Source organism: Gardnerella sp. 2492, from assembly GCF_050320365.1.
Lineage (GTDB): Bacteria > Actinomycetota > Actinomycetes > Actinomycetales > Bifidobacteriaceae > Bifidobacterium.
This window is the reverse complement of record NZ_CP186952.1, coordinates 1,128,707-1,154,340: the sequence shown is the minus strand read 5'-3', so window position 1 is coordinate 1,154,340 and position 25,634 is coordinate 1,128,707. Positions and strand designations below refer to the sequence as shown.

The following is a 25,634-nucleotide window of genomic DNA, read 5'->3' as shown; positions in this document are numbered from 1 at the left end:
ATCTGATTTAGTACTACACTTACAAAACATTACTTTTCTGATTAAAGGATTCCTTCAATAAGTTTCGTAATTAAATCACTGTAGCTTATTCCGGTTGCTTCCCACGCTTTCGGATACATGGAAATTGGCGTAAACCCAGGCATTGTGTTGATTTCGTTAAGAATTACGCGCCCGTCTTTAGTTACAAAAGAGTCCACGCGACTTAGTCCTCTGCCATCTGCCGCTTTGAACGCTGCAAGCGCAGTCTTACGCACACGCTCCAAAGTTTCCTCAGGAAGATCTGCTGGAACTTCCACGTGAGAAGCTGCAGAATCCATGTATTTGCTGTCAAAATCGTAGAACTGGTCTTCGCCAGCCTCGCGCTTATCGAGCACAACTTCTCCAGGCAAGCTAGCTTTCGGCTCTTCTCCGTCATGAGCTGCAAGAATAGCGCACTCAATTTCGCGCGCGTCAATTCCCTGCTCCACTAACACTCGCCAATCGTGCTTCGAAGCCTCAAAAATGGCTTGCGCTAAAGCTTTAGCATCGCGCATTTCCACTTTTGTAACTCCAAAGCTAGATCCTGCTCGGCTTGGCTTTACGAAAAGCGGATACTCGAGTTTTGCCCCTTCAACTTGCTCAAGAATTTCGTTTGCGTAAGCAGCAAAATGATTTGCTGAATCGCTTGCAAACTTTCGCGCGTCTAAAGCGATTCCTGGAGCAACTGCAATTCCGGCAGCCTTAAAAAGTTGCTTTGCATAATACTTATCCATGCATGCAGCCGAAGCCAACACTCCGCAACCAACGTACGGCACTTGCATCATTTCAAGTAAGCCTTGCAAAGTTCCATCTTCACCGTTTGGCCCGTGAAGTACAGGGAAAACAGCGTCAATATGACCCAAACTCGTAAGAGTACCGTCCGCCTCGCGCACTAAAAATCCGTCTGCTCCCTTGGCTGGGTCTAAAACAACATCGCGCGTTTCAGCAGTTTTTGTGATTACCGGCAACTCTCCTTCTTCCATGCGGAAGTTACGCGGATCTTCGCCACCAACAATCCACTCGCCTTTTTTAGTAATCGCAATGCGAATAATATCAAAACAACTTTCGTCTACAGCACTGAGTACTCCAGCAGCAGATATGCAAGAAATCGAATGCTCGTCTGCTTTACCGCCGTACAAGAACACTACACGCTTTTTCGTCATTTTTTTCCTTCAGATTATTATTTTGGTTATTTCAAATTATTTTGGATTATTTACGCACTTTGCTACTCTTCGCAAACGTCGTCGTCAAAAAGCATTGCAAGCATTTCTTGGCAGGAGATTCCTTCTTCAAGCACGCGAGCCATTGCGCTTGCAAGCGGAGTTGCAACACCCAATCGCTTACCCATTGCCACAACCGCGCTAGTAGTTGGCACGCCTTCCGCAACGCCATTGCTTACGGCGGTTGCTTCTTCAACGCTCATGCCTTTTCCGAGATTTGATCCAAAAGTATAGTTACGGCTTAGAGGAGATCCGCAAGTTGCAACTAAATCACCGAAGCCTGCAAGACCTGCGAAAGTGCGCGAATCTGCACCTTCTGCAACTCCCAAAGCCGTTAATTCTGCAAGCCCACGCGTTTCGATCATAGCCGCTGTATTTTCACCATATCCTGCGCCTCGAGCCATTCCAACTGCGAGCGCAACCACGTTTTTAAGCGATCCGCACATTTCTACGCCGATTACGTCGGTTGACACAAACGCTTTAAAGTAGCTATTTGAGCAGGCTTTTGCAACTACTTCTGCCTGATGCTTTTCGGCGCAAGCAACTACTGCTGCGGCAGGCTGTCGAGATGCTACTTCTTTACTTAAGTTTGGACCTGAAAGTGCAGCGAAACGGTTGCGCGGCAATTTCAAGGCTTCGCACACTACTTCGTCCATGCGTTTGCCTGTTGTGCGCTCAATGCCTTTCATAAGCGAAACTACAATCGCATTTTGCGGAATCAAATCCACAAATTCTGCTAACGCAACGCGTGCAAATTGTGCAGCAATCGCTACGACTACAATATCCGCATTCGCAACAGCTTCCGCACGATCCCCAGTTGCCGTCATGTTTTCCGGCAATTTTTCTACGCTTGGCAGGCGCACTGCGTTATGATGATGGTCGCGAATTCCTTCAACGATTTCTGGCTCTATTGCCCACATCGTTACTTGATTTCCTGCGTCCGCAAGCACTTGACCAAACGCAGTTCCCCAAGCACCAGCACCCAACACCGTAACGTTCATGTTTACGCCTTGCCTTTCGGTTACAATCTCTATTTTTGCGACTTTAGCCTTTATTTTTGATTTTTACTATTTCTAGTATTTGCGACTAATCACACTATTACGTAATTCTACACACGACGCTTTACGGCTTTATAAAACGCGAGTTTACTTATGATTATTACGCTTGTGATTATTACACTTGTGATTATTCCGCAACTCTTTTCATCTGCCTGTAGTCAAAATACCCATCTGGCGCTTTTTCGCCGCGAATTTCTTCCATAATTTGCGTCATGCGCACGCGCACTCGACGAGCTAGCTCTTCAGCAGATTCAATTGGAGGTAATTCTCCCCAATTTTCGCTGCCCTTAAGTAAGTCGGAATAATCAAGTTGGGTATCGTAGCACATTACAACGTTTTTCTTAGGCCACGGCCACCAATGATTAATGCTTGCAGCACCCCACACGACTGCACAAAATAGCGGAATCTGATGACCTAATCTACGTGATGCTTCGAGAGCAATAATTCCAATTCCTGGTTTCATGCTCATAGGCCATTTTTTAGGATCGCGTGTTAAAGTGCCTTCTGGCCAAATGCTTAAAGGTCTTCCGTTTGTGAGAATTTTAATTGATTCTTCCTCAATTTCGCGCGCTTTTCCGCTTCTTCGTGGCACTGATTGCATACCTACTAGTTGGAACCATTTGCCTAAGATCGGCCAGTGCGCAAGTTCCGCTTTTGCCATGTAACGCGGCCTACGCCCTTGATGAAACAGAGCGGTCATAGGTATGAAAACGTCAAACATTGTCACGTGCGTGCAAGCGGTTATAAACACTCCTTCTTCCGGAACGTTTTCCAATCCCCACGCGCGTACTTTGCAACGCGACCGTAGAACTCGAGAAGTACCTTCAAGTAATCTTTCTGCAGCTTTAGGATTTTGCGCATTTATTTCTGCCACATTTGGCTTACGCTTATCCGCAGGATAATAGTAGGTTGGATCCACTAAATTATGTTTTTTTGCTAAACGTTCTACCTGCTCATCGCTGAGTGGTTTTACTGCACTTCTAGGCGAAGGTTTTCCTTTTGATACCATACGTCTATTGTGCAGCATGCTATAAACTACACTTACTGCTAAGTTACTTATAACTTACTGCTCGTTGCAATTTTGGTAAAACTTTTGCTACTAACCCATGCTTAGGTGATAGAACCCAAGCAAGAATAAATAACGCTGTTGCCACAAGCACGATAGTTCCGCCAGTTGCAGTATCAAAACTCCAAGAAACGTACATTCCAACTACTGAAGAAGTGCATCCCAGCAAAGGAGCCAAAAACATCATTCTCGATAATCTATCTGTTAAAAGACGAGCAGTTGCAGCAGGAGTAACAAGAAGCGCAAGAACAAGCACATTACCAATAATCTGCACTGAAACAACTACCGCAATCGCAACAAGCACATAAAGCATGCCATCGAGAAAAGCAACAGGCAAACCCATTGCGCGAGAAGTTTCTCTATCCATAGATACGCAAACCAGCTCTTTGTGGAACATAAAAAGCAAAGTAATAATAATTAAGCCAGTAATAGCAATCAAACTAATATCAGAATCTGGAATGCCTGTAATAGAGCCAAAAAGGAACGATTCTAAAGAACCTGCATAACCTGAAGCTTTCGAAATAATCACTATTCCGAGAGCAAAAGCAGATACGAAGAATACGCCAATAAACGAGTCTTCACGAAGCCTACGATTTTGGCTAAAAATAGACACTATAAGCGCTGTAGCAACTCCAGCAATTGCTCCACCAAAAAGCAAATTTCCTTGCAGAACAAAAGCTATAGCAAGACCAGGAAACACTGAGTGTGCTACAGCATCGCCAATAAACGCCATTCCTCTAAGCACAACATAGCAGCCAACCGCTCCACAAATAACGCTAGAAAGGCAAGCAACTATAAGAGCTTTTAATAAAAACCACAGATCTGGGTTAGTTAAATCTTGAATAAACTCAATTGGAGATAACATTATCGTCGCACCTCGTTAAAAATTTCGCTACTATCACGATTTTCATATTTTTCATTACTAATAACGCGTTCCACTGCTTTTATTAGCGGATTTTGTGGAGCAACATGGAAAGTATTAACCCATTGTTCAACGTTTAACGATTCTGGCGTACCATCTCCAACAATACTTCCGTCAAATAGCATTATTCTCGAACAAGAATTAATTGAGCCGATAATATCGTGCGAACTCATCAAAATCGCCTCGCCTGAATCAGCTAAATTAAGGAACAACTCAGTAAGCAACTCCTGAGTAGGCATATCTAATCCAGTAAACGGCTCATCGAGTAAAAGCAAACGTGGCTCACCAGCAAGAGCGCGCGCAACCAAAACTCTTTGACGCTGACCTCCAGAAAGCTCACCGATAGTACGATTACGAAAATCTACCATTCCTGTACGTTCTAAAGCAGTAAGCGCAATCTCGTAATCTTCTTTTTTTGCACGACGCACATAGCCGATATGACGAATTCTTCCCATCAAAACAACGTCTAGTACAGAAAGCGGAAAATCCCAAGCAATATCGTGACGCTGCGGCACATAACCAACGTATGAAACACGACTATTTAAAGCAACACCATTAGTTCCATTAGTTTTTGGAGCTTTAACCTCAAGAGTTCCTCTGTGCGGAATCAAACCCATGATTGCACGAAATAGAGTAGTTTTACCGGCACCATTTGCGCCAAGTAAACCAACAAATTCGCCACTTTTAATTGTAAAAGAAACATTTTTAACAACATGTCTACTTCCGTAAGAAATATTCAAGTTTTGTGCGCAAATAACTGAATTCTGTTCCATAATTTTCACCTTTAAACCTACTATTTCAAACATTCTGCTAAGGAATCCGCGTTAGCGCGCATCATATCCGCGTACGAATGTACTTTTGAATCAAAAGCGTCACCATAAATTGGACACACTTTTACGTGAGATTCAGAAGCCACTTCTTTTAGAACCGACGAGCGTGATATCAAATTAGGTTCCAAAAAAACAGCTGGAATTTCCAAGTCTCGTAACACCTGCGAAAGCCTACGTCTATCTTCTATACTCGGCTCACTAGAAGGGTTGATAGTCACGAAACCTGCAATTTTTACGCCGTAAGCTTTACCCAAGTATGCGAAAGCATCGTGAGTTGTTACTAAATTGCGTCTCTCTTTTGGAATCGAGTCTACTTTTTTGCGAATGTACGCGTCCACGTCGAGAAGCTTATTAATATAACGTTCTGCATTCGCACGATATTTTTTAGCATTTTTATGATCAACTTCACACAAACGATCTGCTATAGTGCGCACATAAGCTATACCATTTTTTACAGACTGCCACAAATGAGGATCAATATCTCCGTGAACATGTTTTCCTAAAACTGCTTGAGGAAGCTGGTAAAGTTTTTCGCGAGGAGAACCTAAGAAACGATACCCTTGCTCTGCTGGAATTTCTTTTAAAGCATTAGTTGGAACTTCTACTACCACATCGTTTGGTGCGTAATAAACTCTTTTTGGCACAGTGGAATGATTTTCTTGCAAAGTGTCAACTCTGTACAAAAATCCGCGTTTTGATAAATCGTAAGCTAAATCAGCATGCCCTTGATTTAAAACTACGCTAGCTCCACGTTTTTTCGCGAGTTTCTGCGCATTAATACCGACAGCAAAACGCATACTAGTATTGCCTAAGCTAGAAATTCGCATTCCTTGTGCATCAAGTATATCAGCGTGCAAATCGAGAATGTACTCTCCTGGTTTACTAAAAGCCCAGCTTAAATGAGTGTGAGCATCCGCCGGCAGATCTACATGATCGTCGTCATTTATGCCATTTGCAGAATTAATATACGTTTCAACACTTCCAAAAGTGCCTGTTAAGTACGCAAAAAGAGAGCCAGGTCCTTTAACTTTCGTGGCAGTTAAACGAATTCTATCCGAACGTTTCATATTGTATGCGTTCGGTTTCATAACTGTTGAACGGCCTTGCTCGGTTGCGGTAGAAGGAGCATTTGATTGAGAAGACTGACCAGACTGATTTAACTTATCAGACTTTTCTTGAGTTTTCTCTTGTGCGCTATCTTTCGTGCTATCTTTCTCGCTATCTTTCGCTTCTTTAGCTTCCTCAATAGGCTGCGAAGTTTGTCGTTCTGTTGCAAGACCAAGCCAAATCGTATCTAAAGACACATCTTCAACCATAGGAATAATATCTGCAGCATGTTTCACGCTTTCTTCCGCAAGCTGAACATTCGGCACACCTTTTTTAAGATTTGCGTCTAAAGCTGTAATAACGCTATGCTCTTCAAGCATCATGTAGTTGCTAAAAGCTAAATCTGCATAAACTACGTCACGAATAGATCGAAGACGCGGCTCGTAGGAGTGTGGGTCTGCGTTATCAGGAACTATTGAAGTTACGTTTGCAGCGTCTCCTGCTACGTTAGCTACCATATCTCGCAGAATTCCGGTTGTAGTTACTACATTTATACGACCGTCTTTGTGACCTGCACGACTGTCATTGTTTATACTGCAGGCAGTAAGCGGCAAACTGATCGCAATTGCGCAAGCTGCTGCAACAAGAGTTTTACTAAATCTCCTGCTTTTACAACCCACTATTTCACACTCCTACAATTAATTTCATGCAAATAATCTCAATTTGACATATTGCACATATTGCACAATTTAGTTTTAATATCTCAGCAACCAACTTAAGTTGATCAATCCTCGCTTATACAAAATCCAGAATCCTGTTCCCAAAACGGATAGCACTAGCGAAGTTCCAACACCTAGAAGCGTATAAGCAGCTGTAGGGTTTCGTTTGAATAGCCCAGAAATACCTTTAGGCTCATCTTCTACAGAATCAACTTTTTCAGCTAACTTTTTCCTGTACGATGCTGGAGAAAGTTTGTTTTTGTTGATTTTTGATACAAGACCTTTTGGTTTTTTGTCATCACTATTCTTTTTCTCAGATTTTGGAAGGCTTTTACCAGAAACTACTTTGCCAGCAAAACCTGATACTGCGCGTGTAAATGATTTATTTGCACCACTGTTTCCACCGGAAGTTGCTAGATTCGTAATAGGATTAATTGGTTGAGAAATATTGTTTTCTTTGCCATCATCCTTTTTCTGTGAAGAAAGCGGCTTAAATGGGTTTTTTACAACATCAGTTTTGCTAGTTTCATCCGAATTGTTATTTACACTGCAAGACATTGGTGTTTCTTGAGGATCTACTCCAACAGCAACGTGAATATTGCGAGTTATTGTAGAATTTCCGTCAGAAGCCTGGAATTGCAAAGTGTAATACCCTGGTTCTGAGAAATCCCAATTCGCATGAGCGTGGGTGTTGGAAGGTATTGTATAGTCGGTTTCTCCTTGCGTGGAGAAAATCTCCTGATCTCCTCCGCCTAAGCCACCAAACATCCATACGCGCACGTCACCAGGCCCATCGACACCAGTCAAACTAAGTTGCGTTGGCTTATGTGGGTTCATGGATTGGTTGTTCCATCCCATCCATGGCACGCCATCAATTTGCGTTTGTGGAATACGGTACAAGCCGTTAGTTTTACCAGCGTCGTCTACTGCGAATACTACAGAATCTGCGTCTCGCAAAACGTGACTTCCTGTAACGTCCTCTTGTATAGCAAGATTAACTTTATTTGATTCGTCGGTGTAAACCGCTACATCCACATGCCCATGGTCAATTACAAGCTTTTCGCCTTTTATGTCTTTAAATTTGCTGCACTTTTTAGCTTTTTTCTCTGATTGTTCTTTATCAATTCTTTCTACTAAAGATAAAGATCCGTTGTTCGTATTCTTAGCATTAGTTTTTAATCCTCGCACGCTAACAAGTCCACGACCATGTTTTATAGCATCCGATGGCGTCACATACACAGTGTTATTGTTACCGTTTATAAAGAAAGCTCCGTTACTCTGCTGAAGATTAATGCCGCCACCGTAGTTAGAATCAGCATCAGAATCTTCAGAATCTTCTTCGTCTTCGCTATCTTCGTCACCGTCACCACCGTCAAACGACGGCCCGTCATAGTCAGCAAAATCACCAGCTGTTACATCATGATTAGTGACGTGGAATGTATAAATCTGCTCAGAACTTTGTTCCTCGACACCAACGGTAGCAGTAGCCTTCATTTTTAACTTGTACACACCAGGACGGTTAAAAGACCAGTACATGTGCTCGTGTTTACCTTTAGTATCAGTAATATCCACATCTTTCGGCCAGCCATCAGCAGAGCCAAGCATTTTTTCATAACCGTCACCGCTGCGAGTGTACATAAAAACTTCGCCGTTGTGAGGTGCTTCGATACCAGTTAATGACAGTTTGACTGTTGGATTAACTTCTGTAGAACCAGCTCCCTCATATAACGGTCTAGTATCTAAACCAGGCCATAATGCACCAGTATTACCAGCTCCCGACTGATCAAAGAACCAGACTACACCTTCGCGAGTTGTTGCGTAGATTTCTTTTATTACCGAATTGTTCTCATCTTTGGAAAGCTGCATGATGTTTTTGGAGCCGACTTCAAAAATAAGTCGATTCGTATCGTAACGGACGCCATTATTATCATCCTCTTCAAACGCATCACCCAAAGTGCCTAATACCATGCGCTTGCTTGTAACATCAAAGAAAGTTGCAAAAACGTCAGCATGACCTTTATACGCGTGGCACATTGCAGCTTTACTATCAGCTGCAGGCTGTGAAGCAGTTTTATCTAATTTAGCAGCTGCACACGCTTCAAAATTAGCTTTCTTTATTGCGTCAAAATCTTTAGAAGATTTCTTTCTGCTTACAACAGTTGCGTCACTACCATTGCCAGCAGCAAAAGATGAAGGAGTGCCAATCACTAAAGCGCACAAGCATACGCATGCCATAATCACTCGCGAAGTGCGCGTAATATTCTTAAGAATAGCTTGCATCGCAATCACTCATTCCCTTGATTTGGCTTAATCGGTGTCATTACAGTTGTTGGCTGATCTTTTACTAAATCTGATAAATTATTTTCAGCATTTAGTGTGCTCGAAGTATGTTGTTGCGAATAATTATCACGTGTTTTTTGCGATAAAACTTGCTTTTCTAAAGCCTGCTTACGCGCTTTTTTACTCTTAACTACAGCAATAACAATGAATAACACAATTATTACTGCAATAATCGCAACAATAATTCCAACAAATTGCAGTATTACTGCAGTATCGTCACTGTTTGCAGATTTCTTACTTGAGTGTTTCAAAGAGTGCTTTGAAGAGTGTTTTCCATTCTGATGAGCATCTTCTTCAGAAGCGTCGCCATCAGTTCCTTCACTATTATCTTCATCTTGAGATTCTTCATCTTGACCCTGATCGTCGCTATCGTCAGAAGCTTCACTCAATGCTGCATTCGGGTCAGTTCCTTCACCAACAGCAAAGTTAAGCACTCGAGTATCACTTACAGCGCGACCATTCTTCAACTTTCCGGAAAAAGTAAGCTTTACATGATAAATACCAGGCTTAGAGAATACCCAATTCACATGAGTATGCGCATTAGTTTCAATCCAAGTATTTTGTGGATAACCTTTAGTACTATCCCAAAGCTGCTGTGGAGCGTTGTTACCATTTTCTAAATAAACATGCAATTTTCCAGGACCGCTTACTGCCTCAAGAGAAAGGTTTGCACCTCGATCAAGTTCGTTGAGAACTCCGCCTTCCTGAGTGTTCCATCCAAGCCAAACTACATCAGGATTCTGCGTTTGCGGAATTACGTAAAGTTTCGTACCAGGATTTTCTCCAATAAAACTGTAGGTAGCATCATCAGGCATAGGAATAATTGAGTTATTACCTAAACGGAACACAACATTCTCAGGATCACGCCAAACAGGTTCATCTCCGGAATCATCGCGAATCTTAATCTTCCACTTGTTGTTAATAAGCGTAGGACCAAAATCAGCATGACCTGCTTGAATCATAACTGGCTGATCACTAGCAGAAGCTACTCTCACCAATGGTGACTGTAAACAGAAAGATGAAACTAGTACTACTAAAGAAAACAGAAGAGCTATAAATCTGCTAGAAAATGAGTGTTTTAATACAGAATTAGTCATATTTTTGCATTTGTGGTTCATAATTTTAGATTCCTTATAACGTATATAACTTTCGTTTTTCACTATTTACAGCATTTTGATTCGAGGTTTAATTAATACCCCGCATATTCCAGTAGCAGCACACAATCCGACACTTGCTGTACCAGCTGTAGCGGCAATAAACGTAGATGAATGATTACTGCTTGTTTCTTCGGAAGTTTGCTCATTATCGTCATTTTCTGCGCTATCTTGAGAAGAATTATTATCAGAAAGTTCAACTACAGGCTTAGCAGAATTATCATCGCTATTTTTCCCAGAAGTTTCGAAATTGCGAACAGTTTGAGAAGATCCACCTAGCTTTTGTGTTTTATTAGAGATATCTTTTTTGCTCGCTTTTTTTGCTTTATTACCTTTATTGGATTTACCGGTTTTATTCAAATTGCTTAAGCTTCTTGTAAATGAGGAACCGCTGGAATTCTCAGTTCTTTTAAAAGAACCAGAAGAAGAACCAAAGGAACCGGAAGAAGAACTTGAAGAGCTGGAAGAAGAAATCCTCTCAATAAGACTCTTCTGAGCAACATTCTGATTAATGCCGTTCTTCTGGTTAACGTTCTTTTTTACACTATGACTATTCTGTTTAAAAGATTTTGATTTTTTGCGGAATTCACTAAAGAAATTATTACTAAACTGGAAACCGTTTTCGCTTTCAGACCCAAAAATTCCAGAATCTTCATTATTAGGTATTCCGAAACCATTCATTCCGAAACCATTCATTCCGAAACCATTTCCCATATTTTGGGTTCCAAAATAATTTCCGTTACCTAAACCATTATTTGAGCTTCTGCCAAAAAGTTTATTCGCAAAACTGCCGTTTCCAGAAGCACGTTTAATGATTTTTGATTTCTTTTTGCGCTTCTTACTATGCTTTTTTGCGTGAGGATTCTCATCATCTTTTGAATCCGAACCGCTTTGATCATCATCGCCATCATTGCTATGAGAGTGAGGAACACCCTTCATCTCAATAACATAATCGCAAAACTCATCAAATTTGCTATTTCTGTAAAGCTCACCGTTCTTTAAAACTAAGGAAGGACGAATCGTTGCACCTTGCATTGATGCATCAAGCTTTAGCTCCAACTTGCTACTAACAGCACCAGGAATGCGTTTAAATTCGCTTTCCCCTTCCTTTTTCATCAACCAAACATAGTCTTTAACAATGGAAGTTACAGGATTCGTAGGGTCATCGATTGGATCACCAGTAGTAGCATCGGTTGCAACATGAGGGTTAAGCAATACTGTTTTCGCGTGTAAAGTATCCCCTGGCTTAAAACGCTTATAAGGAACAATCGCTTTTACTACAGGATGCCCATCAGAACCGTGATCTTCAACAGCGATTGTTGCAGATGCAGTATCTTTGCCAACTTGCGTTTCGCCTTCAGTTGCGTGAGCATACACCTTCATTTTGTTCATTGCAGGCTCAGCTGGAAGCTGCAATCTCTCAGCAAAAAGAGTGGTCCCATACGCGTCAGGACCTTCGTCAGCGCGCACATATCTCCACTCAATGCGAGCACCTTTTGGTTTGTTAACTACTTTTAAGTCTAAACCGCCATAGCCCTCGTATGAATGATAATGTGGGTGTTCTCCGGAATCGCGAATATTGCCGATGCGCATATCGCCGCCATCGTCTTTATCCGTGTCTTTATGTTCTTCGGAAGCTTTGTGCGCTTCTTCATCATCGCCTGGATTAATAAAATCACCGCGACGATGCAAATCAAGAGTTTCTGGGATTCCGGAAGAAGGCACTTCGCCTGAATATGTGTCTTCTACTTCAAAAGTGTATTCTGCAGGCTCGGTTGTGATCTGCTTTTTAGTGTTCTTATTTGTAATAGTTGCTGATACTTTTAGTTTGTAAACGCCAGGTTGCGTAAATCCCCAGTTTGCATGCATGTGACCAGCAGTATGTTGGTGGATTACGCCAGGTAGCATAAATCGGCTGCCTTCAGTATCAGGCTCGTCGTCTAAATCGTTCTCTTCAAATGATAATTTCTTCGAATTTTTGCCAACGCCCTCGGTAGTCCAAAGCAGAATACGCCCGTTCATAGGCCCAGTAACTTGCTGAATTGCAATATCTGCTGTTGCGTCATCTGCATGTGATGCGCCAACTAAAGTTGCAGCATAACCTGTGTCCCAACCCGGGAAGAGAGGATTTCCTTTTTGATTTCCGGAACTATCAAGATAGTAGTATTCAGTAGCGAGAGCAGGAAGTTGCGATTTTGTAGTATACGTGCTTTTTGCTACGCGCAAAGTAGTGTTTTCAGGCTTTAAGAAAGTGGCAGCGTCTTTTTCGACGGCCATAATGAATTTACCATTGTATTGAATTGGGTAAAATACGTCTGTATGACCGTGACTTAGCACTTCTCTTTTTGTAGGATCGTATTTTTCGCCAGGATTACTATTTTCTAATGCAACTGCCGGTAAAGCTGCACTAAATCCTGAAACGAGAACAGCGAACGCGACAATGGCTATACCTGCCATTGCGAACGCGCGTTTCAGTATACTCTTCATGACCTGAGTCATTATTATTTCGCTCTCTACACTTCATCTTCTTCAGTCTTATCTGCTCTCTTCTAATACAGATAATTATTGAAGATATCTTTACAACGTGTATCAATAATAATAATGATTCTCATTAATAGCAAGTCGACACTCCGAATAAACAAAAACGCCGGCAGCTAAAAGCAACCAGCGTCGATTATTTAATAACTTTTGATGATTATTTGATGATTATTTAATAATTTTAAGCAATTATCAGCCTTCTACAATATCCGCATTAAGGCAAGTCTTAAAGTGGCGCAAAGCCCATTCGTGACCTTGAGGATCAAAGCTTGCGACTGCATCTTTGTGAACCACGATTTTGAAGCCAAGATTATACGCATCAACAGCAGTGTGAAGCACGCAAATATCCGTGCAAACTCCCACCAAATGCAGCTCTTCAATATGACGCTCGCGCAGCTTAATCAGCAAATCCGTGCCATTAAACGAAGAATAGCGAGTTTTATGAATGTAATACACGTTGCTTTTATCTTTATTTGCTTCGTAAAAATCACCAAGCGCACCATATAACTTCTGGCCGTTAGTTCCGGCAATATTGTGAGGTGGGAAAAGCTTAGTTTCAGGATGATACGGGTCGTTCAAATGATGCGTATCAATCGCAAAAACTACGAACTCGCCAGCGTCGAGAAATTCCTGCGAAATCTCAGTAATACGCTTCTCTAGCTTTTGCGCAGGCTCGCCTACTGTAAGAGAGCCGTCGCTTGCAACGAAATCATTCGTATAATCAATGTTAATAAGGGCTTTATTCATACCTACTCCTTGTATGAAATTTGCAGAATAATCGCTAATACAATTACCTCTAATCGCACTATTTCTAATGCCATATTATTGCAAATAGCACTACTGTAATAGCATAATCGCTTTAGTTACAATATTCCGCATTCTTAATTGCTTGATTTTATTTCAATTGATAGCCCAATTATCAACTCAATTGCTGGCCCAATTGCAATCGGCGCAATATATTAATACTCAAAGAATACTCAAAGCTCACTTGCTTCTGCACCGACTATCATCATTTAATCACTACCTTGCGGCAAACCACTGATTACTGCTCCATTCCCGAGACAACTCTCTCGCGTTTGGAGGGTGTCGGCTTGCGTTTTGCTCCATTTGCGAGAGGACGCTCTCATGTTTGGAGGGTTTGATTCAACTGAATGCTCCAATCCCGAGAGCTTTGTCTCGCTTTTGGAGGGTGTCGGCTTGCGTTTTGCTCCATTTACGAGAGGACACTCTCGCTTTTGGAGGGTTTATTTTCGCAATACGCTCCATTCGCGAGAGGACTCTCTCATGTTTGGAGGGTTTAGTGTCAGTATTTGCTCCATTTGCGAGAGTGTGTTTGTTTACGATTTTTTTGCTGATTACTTAAAATTGTCGAAAACACATAATCAGTTGGTGAAATAAACAAAAATCATGGTGATTTTGTCGAAAACACCAAATCAACCGATATTTTCTACAAAAAGCAAGCCGAAATTGTCGAAAACACATAATCAGCCGATGTTATAAACATTTTCTAACAACTACAAAAATTATTTAATGCGCGCTCAAGCATGTTGTCGCGCCCACGTTTGGAGTTGATTCAGTTGTTTACTACTCCATTTGTGAGACTACTTTCTCGCTTTTGGAGGGTGTCGGCTTGCGTTTTGCTCCAATTGTGAGACTACTCTCTCGCTTTTGGAGGGTTTATTGTTGTGCAGTGCTCCATTCGCGAGAGGACAGTCTCGCGTTTGGAGGTTTAACTTAGACTTACTGCTCCATTTGTGAGAGGACACTCTCGCGTTTGGAGGGTTTATTGTTGTGCAGTGCTCCATTTGCGAGAGGACGCTCTCACGTTTGGAGTTGATTCAGTTGATTACTGCTCCATTTGCGAGAGAGTGTTCTCGTAAATGGAGTTGTTGATTAGATTATTTGCTCCATTTGTGAGACTACTAGCACGTAAATAGAGGATTACAAAAAAACAAGAGTAAAAAAAAACAAAAAAGCGGGGAACAATCAAGTTCCCCGCTAGAAAAATAATGCGGCAGCGTGCTAGTCTCCCACACCCTATCGAGTGCAGTACCCTCACCGTGTCAGGCCTTAGCTTCCGGGTTCGGAATGGGACCGGGCGTCTCACCTGAGCCATGACCACCGCAAAACTATATTATACACTCACAAACCAGTAAGTGGAAACGTGGCAGTCTGGGAACCGGACATGAACGCGAGCAAAAAACTTTTACCAACCAATCGTTAAACGAAACATTTAGCACTCAATACTATCACAGAAGAATACTAGTCAAGAAACTCACACACCCAACCCCCAAAAAAGGAGATCAAGAAATGTCACCATCACCCATTAGTACTAGTCAGCTCCACCCCTTACAGGGCTTCCACATCTAGCCTATCAACCACGTGTTCTACATGGGGGCTCACACACTAAAGTGCATGGAATGCTTATCTTGGAGCAGGCTTCCCGCTTAGATGCTTTCAGCGGTTATCCCTCCCGAACGTAGCTAACCGGCGGCGCCACTGGCGTGACGACCGGCATACCAGAGGTTCGTCCACCCAGGTCCTCTCGTACTATGGGCAGGCCTCCTCAACATTCCAACGAGCGCAGAGGATAGAGACCAAACTGTCTCACGACGTTCTGAACCCAGCTCGCGTGCCGCTTTAATCGGCGAACAGCCGAACCCTTGGGACCTGCTCCAGCCCCAGGATGCGACGAGCCGACATCGAGGTGCCAAACCATCCCGTCGATATGGACTCTTGGGAATGATCAGCCTGTTATCCCCGGGGTACCTTTTATCCGTTGAGCGATGCCACGTCCGTACGCCGGCACCGGATCACTATCTCCGACTTTCGTCCCTGCTCGACCCGTCAGTCTCACAGTCAAGCCCGCTTGTGCGATTACACTCAAAACCCGATTGCCAACCGGGTTGAGCGGACCATTGAGCGCCTCCGTTACTCTTTAGGAGGCAACCGCCCCAGTTAAACTACCCGCCAGGCACTGTCCCTAACACGGATAACGTGCTGAGGTTAGACGCCAGATATGGAAAGAGCGGTATTTCACTATTCGACTCCACGCAAGCTAGCGCCCACGCTTCACAGCCTCCCGCCTATGCTACACGATCCACACCTAACGACAATACCAAGGTATAGTAAAGGTCCCGGGGTCTTTTCGTCCTTCTGCGCTTAACGAGCATCTTTACTCGTACTGCAATTTCGCCGGGCTCCTGGCCGAGACAGTGGGGAAGTCGTTACGCCATTCGTGCAGGTCGGAACTTACCCGACAAGGAATTTCGCTACCTTAGGATGGTTATAGTTACCACCGCCGTTTACCGGGGCTTAAATTCACCGCTTCGCAAAAACTAACGGATCCTCTTAACCTTCCGGCACCGGGCAGGCGTCAGAGCGTATACAGCGGCTTACGCCTTCGCACGCTCCTGTGTTTTTGGTAAACAGTCGCTACCCCCTAGCTTGTGCCACCCCCAACAGCTCAACAATGTAAAACCATATCACCATCAGGGGTCTCCCTTATGCCGAAGGCACGGGAGTAATTTGCCGAGTTCCTTGGCCAGGATTCGCCCGATCGCTTCGGTATACTCTACCAGACCACCAGTGTCGGTTTAGGGTACGAGCGGAATCACACCTCACGTTGAAGCTTTTCTTGGCAAACAGGATCACCGGAATCAGCCATACAGCCTACCCATCACGCCTCAGCTTAAATATCCCCCGGATTTACCTAGAGGACAGCCCACACGCTTAGCCACGGAAAACCACCTCCGCAGCCGGCTACCTACCCGCGTCACTCCCACGCTAACCTACTACCAATACAGTCCCAAAACCAAACCAGCCAAAAACCCCGAAAGGAAATCAACCAGAATAATCAAGGTTAGTACTCTCAGATTCAGTTCGAACGGTATAACACCGGTACGGGAATATCAACCCGTTCATCCATTCGACTACGCCTGTCGGCCTCGCCTTAGGACTCGACTCACCCGGGGACGACGAACGTGGCCCCGGAACCCTTAGTCATCCAGCGGACGGGATTCACACCCGTCTCTCGCTACTCATGTCTGCATTCTCACTCCTGTAAAGTCCACGACAAGTTCACACTGCCGCTTCACCCCATACAGGACGCTCTCCTACCCCGCATGAAAAAATCACACAGTCGCGTCTTCGGTGGCGTGCTTAAGCCCCGCTACATTGTCGGCGCGGAACCACTAGACCAGTGAGCTGTTACGCACTCTTTCAAGGGTGGCTGCTTCTAAGCCAACCTCCTGGCTGTCTATGCGACTCCACATCCTTTCCCACTTAGCACACGCTTAGGGACCTTAGACGACGATCAGGGCTGTTTCCCTTTTGACGACGGAGCTTATCCCCCGCCGACTCACTGCCGTGATAAACCTAACAGGTATTCGGAGTTTGGCTGCTATTAGTACCCGGTATGGGCCCGCAAGCATCCAGTAGCTCTACCCCCTGTAAGCAATAACACGACGCTGCACCTAAATGCATTTCGGAGAGAACCAGCTATCACGGAATTTGATTGGCCTTTCACCCCTAACCCCAAGTCATCCCCCCAGTTTTCAACCTAGGTGGGTTCGGTCCTCCACACGGTCTTACCCGCGCTTCAACCTGCTCAGGGCTAGATCATCCCGCTTCGGGTCCAGGACATGCGACTAAAACGCCTTTTAAAACTCGCTTTCGCTACGGCTCCCCCACCCGGGTTAGCCTCGCCACATACCACTGACTCGCAGACTCATTTTTCGATAGGCACGCCGTCACCCCACAAAAAGGCTCCGACGGATTGTAAGCGCACGGTTTCAGGAACTATTTCACTCCCCTCCCGGGGTGCTTTTCACCTTTCCCTCACGGTACTAGTACACTATCGGTCAGACAGGAATACTTAGGCTTACCCAACGGTCTGGGCAGATTCACGCGGGATTCCACGAGGCCCGCGCTACTTGGGAATAAGCATAAAGAGACATCGCACGACAAGCTACGGGGCCATCACCCTCTACGGCTGGGAATTCAATCCCATTCACCTAGCACGACATTTTATCACTCTCCTCAACCCCGTCAGAGGCTGAACAACCAATCCCACGACCCCGAATGCGCAACACCTGACGGTTATCACACGCACCCGGTTTAGCCTGATCCGCTTTCGCTCGCCACTACTCACGGAGTATCCTTTCCTGCAGGTACTGAGATGTTTCACTTCCCTGCGTACCCCCCACAAAACTGTGGTGACCACCCATAACAGTGGCCGGGTCTCCCCATTCGGAAATCCTCGGATCAAAGCCCACTCGGCAGCTCCCCGAGGCATATCGCAGCCCGTCACGTCCTTCATCGGTCCTGTCTACCAAGGCATCCACCATACGCCCTTACCAGTGACACCCACTAGCAAGAAACCTACCAGTAAACTCCTAGACAACAAATCATCACACTAAACGATCACAAAACGATCAAGACGACTCCACCAAAATGGAGCCGGTCGAAATTGATAAAAGCAAAAAACAAGACAAAACAAAAACGAATCATCTCATCAATTACTCGCGTCCACTATCCAGTTCTCAAACCACCACAACACCAAGAACCCAAGCCAAAACCAAAAAGCCTCAACCTGAAATCCAAGAGTCAGGACCGCAACCCCAAAACAAAAGGGGGGTGGCAATCCGGGAACCCAAAAGCATGCCCACACTACAAACAGTCAACAACCATTTCCACACCAGCAAACCACACTCAACCGAGCGTGCACAAAAACTCCGTAGAAAGGAGGTGATCCAGCCGCACCTTCCGGTACGGCTACCTTGTTACGACTTAGTCCCAATCACGAGCCTCACCTTAGACGGCTCCCTCCAAAAAGGTCAGGCCACCGGCTTCGGGTGCTGCCCACTTTCATGACTTGACGGGCGGTGTGTACAAGGCCCGGGAACGCATTCACCGCGACGTTGCTGATTCGCGATTACTAGCGACTCCGCCTTCACGTAGTCGAGTTGCAGACTACGATCCGAACTGAGACCGGTTTTAAGGGATCCGCTCCATGTCACCATGTCGCATCCCGTTGTACCGGCCATTGTAGCATGCGTGAAGCCCTGGACGTAAGGGGCATGATGATCTGACGTCATCCCCACCTTCCTCCGAGTTAACCCCGGCGGTCCCCCGTGAGTTCCCGGCATAACCCGCTGGCAACACAGGGCGAGGGTTGCGCTCGTTGCGGGACTTAACCCAACATCTCACGACACGAGCTGACGACGACCATGCACCACCTGTGAACCTGCCCCGAAAGGAAACCACATCTCTGCAGCAATCAGGCACATGTCAAGCCCAGGTAAGGTTCTTCGCGTTGCATCGAATTAATCCGCATGCTCCGCCGCTTGTGCGGGCCCCCGTCAATTTCTTTGAGTTTTAGCCTTGCGGCCGTACTCCCCAGGCGGGACGCTTAACGCGTTAGCTCCGACACGGAACCCGTGGAATGGGCCCCACATCCAGCGTCCACCGTTTACGGCGTGGACTACCAGGGTATCTAATCCTGTTCGCTCCCCACGCTTTCGCTTCTCAGCGTCAGTAACAGCCCAGAGACCTGCCTTCGCCATTGGTGTTCTTCCCGATATCTACACATTCCACCGTTACACCGGGAATTCCAGTCTCCCCTACTGCACTCTAGCCCGCCCGTACCCGGCGCAAACCCACCGTTAAGCGATGGGCTTTCACACCAGACGCGACGAACCGCCTACAAGCTCTTTACGCCCAATAATTCCGGATAACGCTTGCGCCCTACGTATTACCGCGGCTGCTGGCACGTAGTTAGCCGGCGCTTATTCGAAAGGTACACTCACCCGAAAGCTTGCTCCCAATCAAAAGCGGTTTACAACCCGAAGGCCTTCATCCCGCACGCGGCGTCGCTGCGTCAGGGTTTCCCCCATTGCGCAATATTCCCCACTGCTGCCTCCCGTAGGAGTCTGGGCCGTATCTCAGTCCCAATGTGGCCGTCCGCCCTCTCAGGCCGGCTACCCGTCGAAGCCTAGGTGGGCCATTACCCCGCCTACAAGCTGATAGGACGCGACCCCATCCCATGCCACTAAACACTTTCCCAACAAGACATGCGTCAAGTTGGAGCATCCAGCATTACCACCCGTTTCCAGGAGCTATTCTGGAGCATGGGGCAGGTTGGTCACGCATTACTCACCCGTTCGCCACTCTCACCAACCAGCAAGCTGGTCAGATCCCGTTCGACTTGCATGTGTTAAGCACGCCGCCAGCGTTCATCCTGAGCCAGAATCGAACCCTCCACGAAAAAATTCAATGAAGAGCCAACAAAAGGCTCCAAAAAATAAGAAAAAGACGAGACATCCTTATAAGGAAAGGACATCCCAACAAAACCTCACCACCATTTAACCATCTCTCAGGCACCCCACAACTTGTGAGGCTGACAATGAACTGGCAATCATTAACTATATAAGTAGTACAAACACGCTCTTGAGTTCTCAAACCACCACCACACCAGCCGGCTCATCAACCCCAGAAGGAGAACCAGCCGCGCTGAGCAGCAAGAGATAAACTTACACCAAACAACACCCAAAAGCAAATCCCCCTCCAGCAAACACCACAAAACCATTGAAAACAAGCCAAAACACCGGCGTGTCGAAAACACGAAAAAACAAGACAAAAACCAACACCAAACCAAAAACCCAACCCAAAACCAACAAAAAATAAACAAAAAACACGCCACAAACCAAAAAACCGGGCGTGTCACAAACCAAAAACACAAAAACAAACCAAAAACGGAAACAAAAAACAAATATCCCGTCAAAAATTAAAAGCACAAACGCAGTCTTCTAATAAAGTAAAGAAAAAACAAAGAAAAAACTTAAGAAACTCGCATATTAAACCTATCAGCTAAAACAGCTATATTAGGCTCCCCATATTTTTCAACGAGCTGCATCCACTTTCTAGCGTTACTCTCACCAAAACGAGCCGCTTTACGCCTGTAAGAGTCTACTGTCAAAAATCTAGGCGGAATCGATTTACTATTGTACTTATCTGCAACCATAACAATTTCCTGCTCAACAGTGAGCGGCAGGTAATCAGCATAAGGCAAAGGAAGCTTTTGAGCAATCACTTGTTCTTTAGTTAAACCAACACCAGTATGATTGCGCGCAAATTGCGCAGCTTCTTCACTAACGCCATGTTTAAGTAAATAGTTATAGCCCCTAATGCCATGCAAAATGTAGCGAGGACCGTCAAAACGTAACTCGTCGTCGTCAGAACTACCATTCTTCGCAAGAACCTTATACGTTCCTATATCATGCAATAAGCCACCAATGCATGCAGCATACTCATCAACATAACGCGTAGGAGCATAACCGCCAACTACTTCAGGCAGAGGATTATCTCCTATCAAATTAATCATTCCATCTTTTGCGAGTGAAGCTCTTTTACGCAATACATCACTCATAGGAACGTCAGTTTTCGCAGCAAGCAAAACGTTTTGATGATGAGCAAGCTGCCATGAAATAGTCGCAATAACAACACAATGAGAGTGAATAAGATTGTACGCTGCAGAAGAAGGCGAAATCTCGCAATGCAAATGCTCAACTTCTGAAAAATCAGGCAGATTTACAATACGAACATCGTTGACTCGATTTTCGCACGATGCAGAAAACTCATCGTTTGCAGCGTAAACCATAATGGCACTCACTTACGAGATTTTGCGGAATTTTTCTTACTAGCTGATTTTTTATCAGAAGACTTATCTGATACAGACTTATCTGATACAGACTTATCTGATACAGACTCAGTTTCAGCAGACTCAGCTGGAGTAGACTCAGCTGGAGTAGACTCAGCTGAAACAACAGACTCAGCTGGAATAGCTTCAATAGAGGAAGACTCGTCTAAAGAATTCGCAGTATCATCCGACTCAGCTTCTTCTGTCATGCGAACCATAGCAGCAAGACGCGAATCTCCATTAATATTCGCAGGCAAAGGAGCAACAATCCTAGTCTCAACTATTGGTGAAATATTACCAGTGTTCGAAATCTTATCGTCTGCAATAATCACATTAGCTGAAGCAATATCATTCACATTCATAACAGCAGTTTGCTCTGCATCCGAATTATCGCTTACTTTGCTTACTTTGTTGCCAACAGACTGCATATTTTGCGTTTTAACAGAATCAGAATTCATATGCAAGGCATCTAAATTCTGAGTTTTCTCAACATCGCGTAATGTTCGAATTACTTCAGTAGAAGAAGTAGCAGAAGCAGAAACCTCTCCAACAGCAGCAGCTTGCTTAGAACGCACTGCCCTCGATTCATACTCTTCACGCTTAAGACGCGGAGGCCTGCGAGTAGAGACAAATAAAGGCTGCACTTCAACAATCGGATTATAAGGCGCAAGTCCAAACCACTTAACAGGCGTTCCTGCAATATGACGAATGGCATACTTCATTTTTAGAGACAAAGCCGCGCGTGCAGAAATATTAGATTCAGGCATCAAAGCTTTGTGAAGAAGAACGTAACGAATTGGACCAATATCAGGATCCGCATCTACCTTCGGATAAACAGATTTCTGTTGCGGAAGTTCACCTGTATGCGATAAATCGTGCATAATCTGATGCAAATACGCTGGTATAGAAGGCGAAACTTTAAAACCAAGTTTTATACGCACTCTAAATAGATAGTCAGTTCCGAAATTTTCTACGCAATATTCACGAGTAAACGGAGAATCATCAGTTTCAACTGACACAGCCCACCAAGCTCTAGCACGCTTAGGGTGATCCGCGAAAATTGAGAAGAAAATACCAGTATCGAGACGCTTCATTTCTCTATCAGACGTCAAATACACGATATTATCTGCAAAATACGGGATACGAAAATCTCCATGCAGCTTATCAAGCACAGGCAGAAAATCTTTAGGCTTCATGTGCAAACGCTGAGAACGCTCAATTTTAGTGCCATCATTCCACGTAATCATAATAATCAAAATGGAAGCACCGAGAAGCATAGTAAACCAGCCGCCGTGCATAAACTTCGCCATAGAAGCTATGAAGAACGTAACCTCGATAAGCAAGAATACAGCTGCAAAAATAAACGCACCAAAACGCTTACGCTGATACCACATATGCACTGCAAGAAGTGTAGTTGTAGCTAACATAGTTAAGGTAAGCGCCAAACCGTAGGCTCCAGAAATATGCTCTGAATCTTTGAATACTGCGAGCACTGTTAAAGTCGCTAGGCACAATACAAAATTAACTACAGGAATATAGAGCTGTCCTCTTGTACGAGCTGGATATCTTACCTGCAAATGAGGCATCCAATTCAAGCTTGTAGCTTCAGAAACCATTGTGTACGCGCCGGTAATAAGAGCTTGAGAGGCTATAATACCTGCAGTTACTGAAAGAACAACAGCAATATAACGCACATCAGGGCTTAGCATTTGGAAGAACGGATTTAAAGCATCAACATTCCACAGGTCTTTATCTCCCTTATGCTGAAGCATCCAAGAGCCTTGACCAAAGTAGTTAAGTAGAAGCGCAATTTTAATAAACGGCCACGTTACGTAAACATTTCCTCTACCGACATGACCCATATCAGAATATAAAGCTTCAGCACCAGTGGTTGAAAGGAAGATAATACCCATCAACGCAAGGCCTTGAACATTATTCGGACTGAACAAGAATTTTATGCCGTAAACAGGGTTAAGAGCTTCAAAAATAGTCCAGTCGCTTCCAATATTCACTATGCCGGTAAGAGCGAGGAATGCAAACCAAACCATAACTACGATTCCGAACACTTTACCAATGCGTTCTGTACCGCGCTGCTGAACTGAGAAAAGTAGCACAATGATCACTATCGTAATCATCAATGATAAGTTCTCATTTTCTAAGAAAACAGGCCTAAATGCTTCAATAGTGCGCAAACCTTCGACTGCAGAAGAAATAGATACTGCAGGCGTAAGAACAGAATCTGCTAGAAAAGCGGCTCCACCAATCATTGCAGGTATCACTAACCATGCTGCTCGCCTACGAATAAGCGAGTAGAGAGCAAAAATACCACCTTCACCATTATTGTCGGTTCGCATAGCAACAAACACATACTTCACGGTGGTAATAAGCGTAATAGACCAGAACAGTAGCGAAAGCATGCCAAATATTGCTTCGCGATTAATGTTCTGCAATCCACCTTGTCCAGCTAAAAATGTTTGAGCCGTATAAAGAGGGGACGTACCTATGTCTCCATACACAACGCCAAGAGCAACAATTGCCATGCCGAGAGTAAAACGGTCGGAGCTGGTTTGTATTTTAGCCCACCAACGTCCGAACGGTCCACTAATTGCACTAGCTACGAGTTTTTCTGCTTCTTTTACTTCTTTAGCCTGCTGCTGCGCTAAAACTTCTCGTTCTTCTCGAGTAGTAGTTTTATGCGAAACTTTCGGAGCTTTCGTAAATGAAGCTGCTCGTAAGATAGCATCTTTTTGACTCTTTGGAGTCTTCGGACTTTTCTCGGAATCTTTCGCGCCGTTGCGAGGATCCTTCAGACCATCATTCGATGGTTCGGAAACGCGTGACTTCGTCATGCTAGATTGTTCCTCCATAAGCCAAGTTTCTCACACAATACGCACGAGAAAACCTTGCCCACACCTTCACAGTTTTATTCCGTCTTGGATTATTGTATACAACTCAGGCTATATCTCGCAAAGTGGCAACGCTACGAAATCAAAAACCGTATATCTTTCGAGTATTCAAACGCGTCTCTTTAGCAACTGTTAGTAGTGGAAGATTAAGCGTATCTGCTAGTGCGCACAATGTATACGGCACCATATAAGGCGCATTAGGACGCCCTCGATACGGCATAGGCGTAAGATATGGAGCGTCAGTTTCTACTGTTATGTGACTTAATCCAATAATTCTTGCAGATTCTCGTAAATCTTCGTTTCCTTTGTAGCTTAATGTTCCTGAAAAACTTGCGTACCAGCCGTTTTCTTTTATAACTTCGGCTAGATCCACTCCTCCAGCGTAACTATGAAATACTGTTCTAGAAGGAGCTCCATCCTGTAATAATATTTTTACAACGTCTTCGTGAGCATCACGATCGTGAATTTGCAAAGGTAGATTTAACTCTTTTGCTAGAGCAATATGATCTCGAAAAGCTTCTCGCTGCGCGTTACGAGCTGCCTCTCCCGTACGAAAATAATCTAATCCTGTTTCGCCAATTGCAACCACTTCTTTTGAATTTTCTACTACTAAAGAGTGTAGATGTTGCATCGCTTCATCGAATGGAATATCGTGATAAGGCTTGTAAGCAAGAGGTAAACCATCCGGCCCTGTTGCTCCACGATGCCCGTGTAAAACAGCTTCATTAGGATGCACTGCTAATGCTGCACGCACAGAATCTTCGTGATTCTTTGCAAAAGAAATTGTTGGCTCCCAATCTGGATATTCGCAACCTACTTCTAGCATATTCGAAACTCCAGCTGAGTTTGCTTGCGCAATTAGATCTTCTGCAGTCGGCTCAACTATTAAATCACGCCCCTTTTCTTCTAGCTCTTTGTTTAGATTATGCGCGAAATCTACTACGCTAAGCATGTGAGTGTGATCGTCAGCTATTCTTATTCCTTCTTTAATAAGATTTTCCCATACTGATGATCTCGGCTCTTCAGTTACGCTTTCGCCTTCCGCAAGTGACGCTAATGCGGGTGCCCAATTATGCTCGCGATGATGTTTACTCATACTGTTTAGTTTACTCACGCAG

At 44.5% G+C, this 25,634-nt stretch carries 12 protein-coding genes, 3 rRNA genes and 2 pseudogenes; all 17 read right to left on the bottom strand.

Annotated features, from left to right (window positions below):
- Window positions 1-41: 41 nt before the first annotated feature.
- Window positions 42-1,181 carry a D-alanine--D-alanine ligase family protein gene (locus tag ACPFYS_RS04500; RefSeq protein WP_427876220.1) on the bottom strand — a complete coding sequence of 380 codons (1,140 nt, stop codon included), beginning with the start codon at window positions 1,179-1,181 and terminating at the stop codon, window positions 42-44.
- A gap of 62 nt (window positions 1,182-1,243) precedes the next feature.
- Window positions 1,244-2,239: an NAD(P)H-dependent glycerol-3-phosphate dehydrogenase gene (locus ACPFYS_RS04495; protein WP_427876218.1), complete on the bottom strand. Its 996-nt coding sequence runs from the start codon at window positions 2,237-2,239 to the stop codon at window positions 1,244-1,246.
- A 184-nt stretch (window positions 2,240-2,423) separates the two neighbouring features.
- Window positions 2,424-3,305 (bottom strand): lysophospholipid acyltransferase family protein, encoded by an 882-nt coding sequence (locus ACPFYS_RS04490; protein ID WP_427876216.1) that lies wholly within the window; start codon window positions 3,303-3,305, stop codon window positions 2,424-2,426.
- Between the two features lie 43 nt (window positions 3,306-3,348).
- Complete coding sequence (locus ACPFYS_RS04485; RefSeq protein ID WP_427876214.1) at window positions 3,349-4,227, bottom strand: anchored repeat-type ABC transporter permease subunit; 879 nt, start codon at window positions 4,225-4,227, stop codon at window positions 3,349-3,351.
- Entirely contained in the window at window positions 4,227-5,057 is an 831-nt protein-coding gene (locus ACPFYS_RS04480; protein ID WP_427876212.1) for an anchored repeat-type ABC transporter ATP-binding subunit, read from the bottom strand. The genes ACPFYS_RS04485 and ACPFYS_RS04480 overlap by 1 nt, the downstream gene beginning before the upstream one ends.
- A gap of 20 nt (window positions 5,058-5,077) precedes the next feature.
- Window positions 5,078-6,841, bottom strand: a complete 1,764-nt coding sequence (locus ACPFYS_RS04475; RefSeq protein ID WP_427876210.1) for an anchored repeat ABC transporter, substrate-binding protein — start codon at window positions 6,839-6,841, stop codon at window positions 5,078-5,080.
- A gap of 75 nt (window positions 6,842-6,916) precedes the next feature.
- Complete coding sequence (locus tag ACPFYS_RS04470; protein WP_427877659.1) at window positions 6,917-9,160, bottom strand: choice-of-anchor M domain-containing protein; 2,244 nt, start codon at window positions 9,158-9,160, stop codon at window positions 6,917-6,919.
- Window positions 9,161-9,165: 5 nt separating this feature from the next.
- The gene (locus ACPFYS_RS04465) at window positions 9,166-10,338 is read right to left on the bottom strand and encodes a TIGR03773 family transporter-associated surface protein (RefSeq protein WP_427876208.1); all 1,173 of its coding nucleotides are present in this window, start codon (window positions 10,336-10,338) and stop codon (window positions 9,166-9,168) included.
- A gap of 789 nt (window positions 10,339-11,127) precedes the next feature.
- Window positions 11,128-12,873: pseudogene (locus ACPFYS_RS04460) on the bottom strand (choice-of-anchor M domain-containing protein); the annotation flags it as partial.
- Between the two features lie 231 nt (window positions 12,874-13,104).
- Window positions 13,105-13,659, bottom strand: a complete 555-nt coding sequence (locus ACPFYS_RS04455) for a cysteine hydrolase family protein (protein WP_427876206.1) — start codon at window positions 13,657-13,659, stop codon at window positions 13,105-13,107.
- 1,262 nt (window positions 13,660-14,921) lie between these two features.
- Window positions 14,922-15,038 (bottom strand): 5S ribosomal RNA (rrf, locus tag ACPFYS_RS04450).
- Between the two features lie 181 nt (window positions 15,039-15,219).
- A 23S ribosomal RNA gene (locus ACPFYS_RS04445) occupies window positions 15,220-18,280 on the bottom strand.
- A gap of 373 nt (window positions 18,281-18,653) precedes the next feature.
- Window positions 18,654-20,179 (bottom strand): 16S ribosomal RNA (locus ACPFYS_RS04440).
- Together the 16S, 23S and 5S rRNA genes form the textbook arrangement of a ribosomal RNA operon.
- A gap of 265 nt (window positions 20,180-20,444) precedes the next feature.
- Entirely contained in the window at window positions 20,445-20,708 is a 264-nt protein-coding gene (locus ACPFYS_RS04435; RefSeq protein WP_427876204.1) for a hypothetical protein, read from the bottom strand.
- Between the two features lie 44 nt (window positions 20,709-20,752).
- On the bottom strand, window positions 20,753-21,571 hold the full coding sequence (locus ACPFYS_RS04430) for an HD domain-containing protein (RefSeq protein ID WP_427877658.1): 819 nt from the start codon (window positions 21,569-21,571) through the stop codon (window positions 20,753-20,755).
- 380 nt (window positions 21,572-21,951) lie between these two features.
- Window positions 21,952-24,459 (bottom strand): annotated as a pseudogene (locus tag ACPFYS_RS04425) (KUP/HAK/KT family potassium transporter); the annotation flags it as partial.
- A gap of 139 nt (window positions 24,460-24,598) precedes the next feature.
- Window positions 24,599-25,612: a TatD family hydrolase gene (locus ACPFYS_RS04420; RefSeq protein ID WP_427876202.1), complete on the bottom strand. Its 1,014-nt coding sequence runs from the start codon at window positions 25,610-25,612 to the stop codon at window positions 24,599-24,601.
- Window positions 25,613-25,634 lie beyond the last annotated feature (22 nt).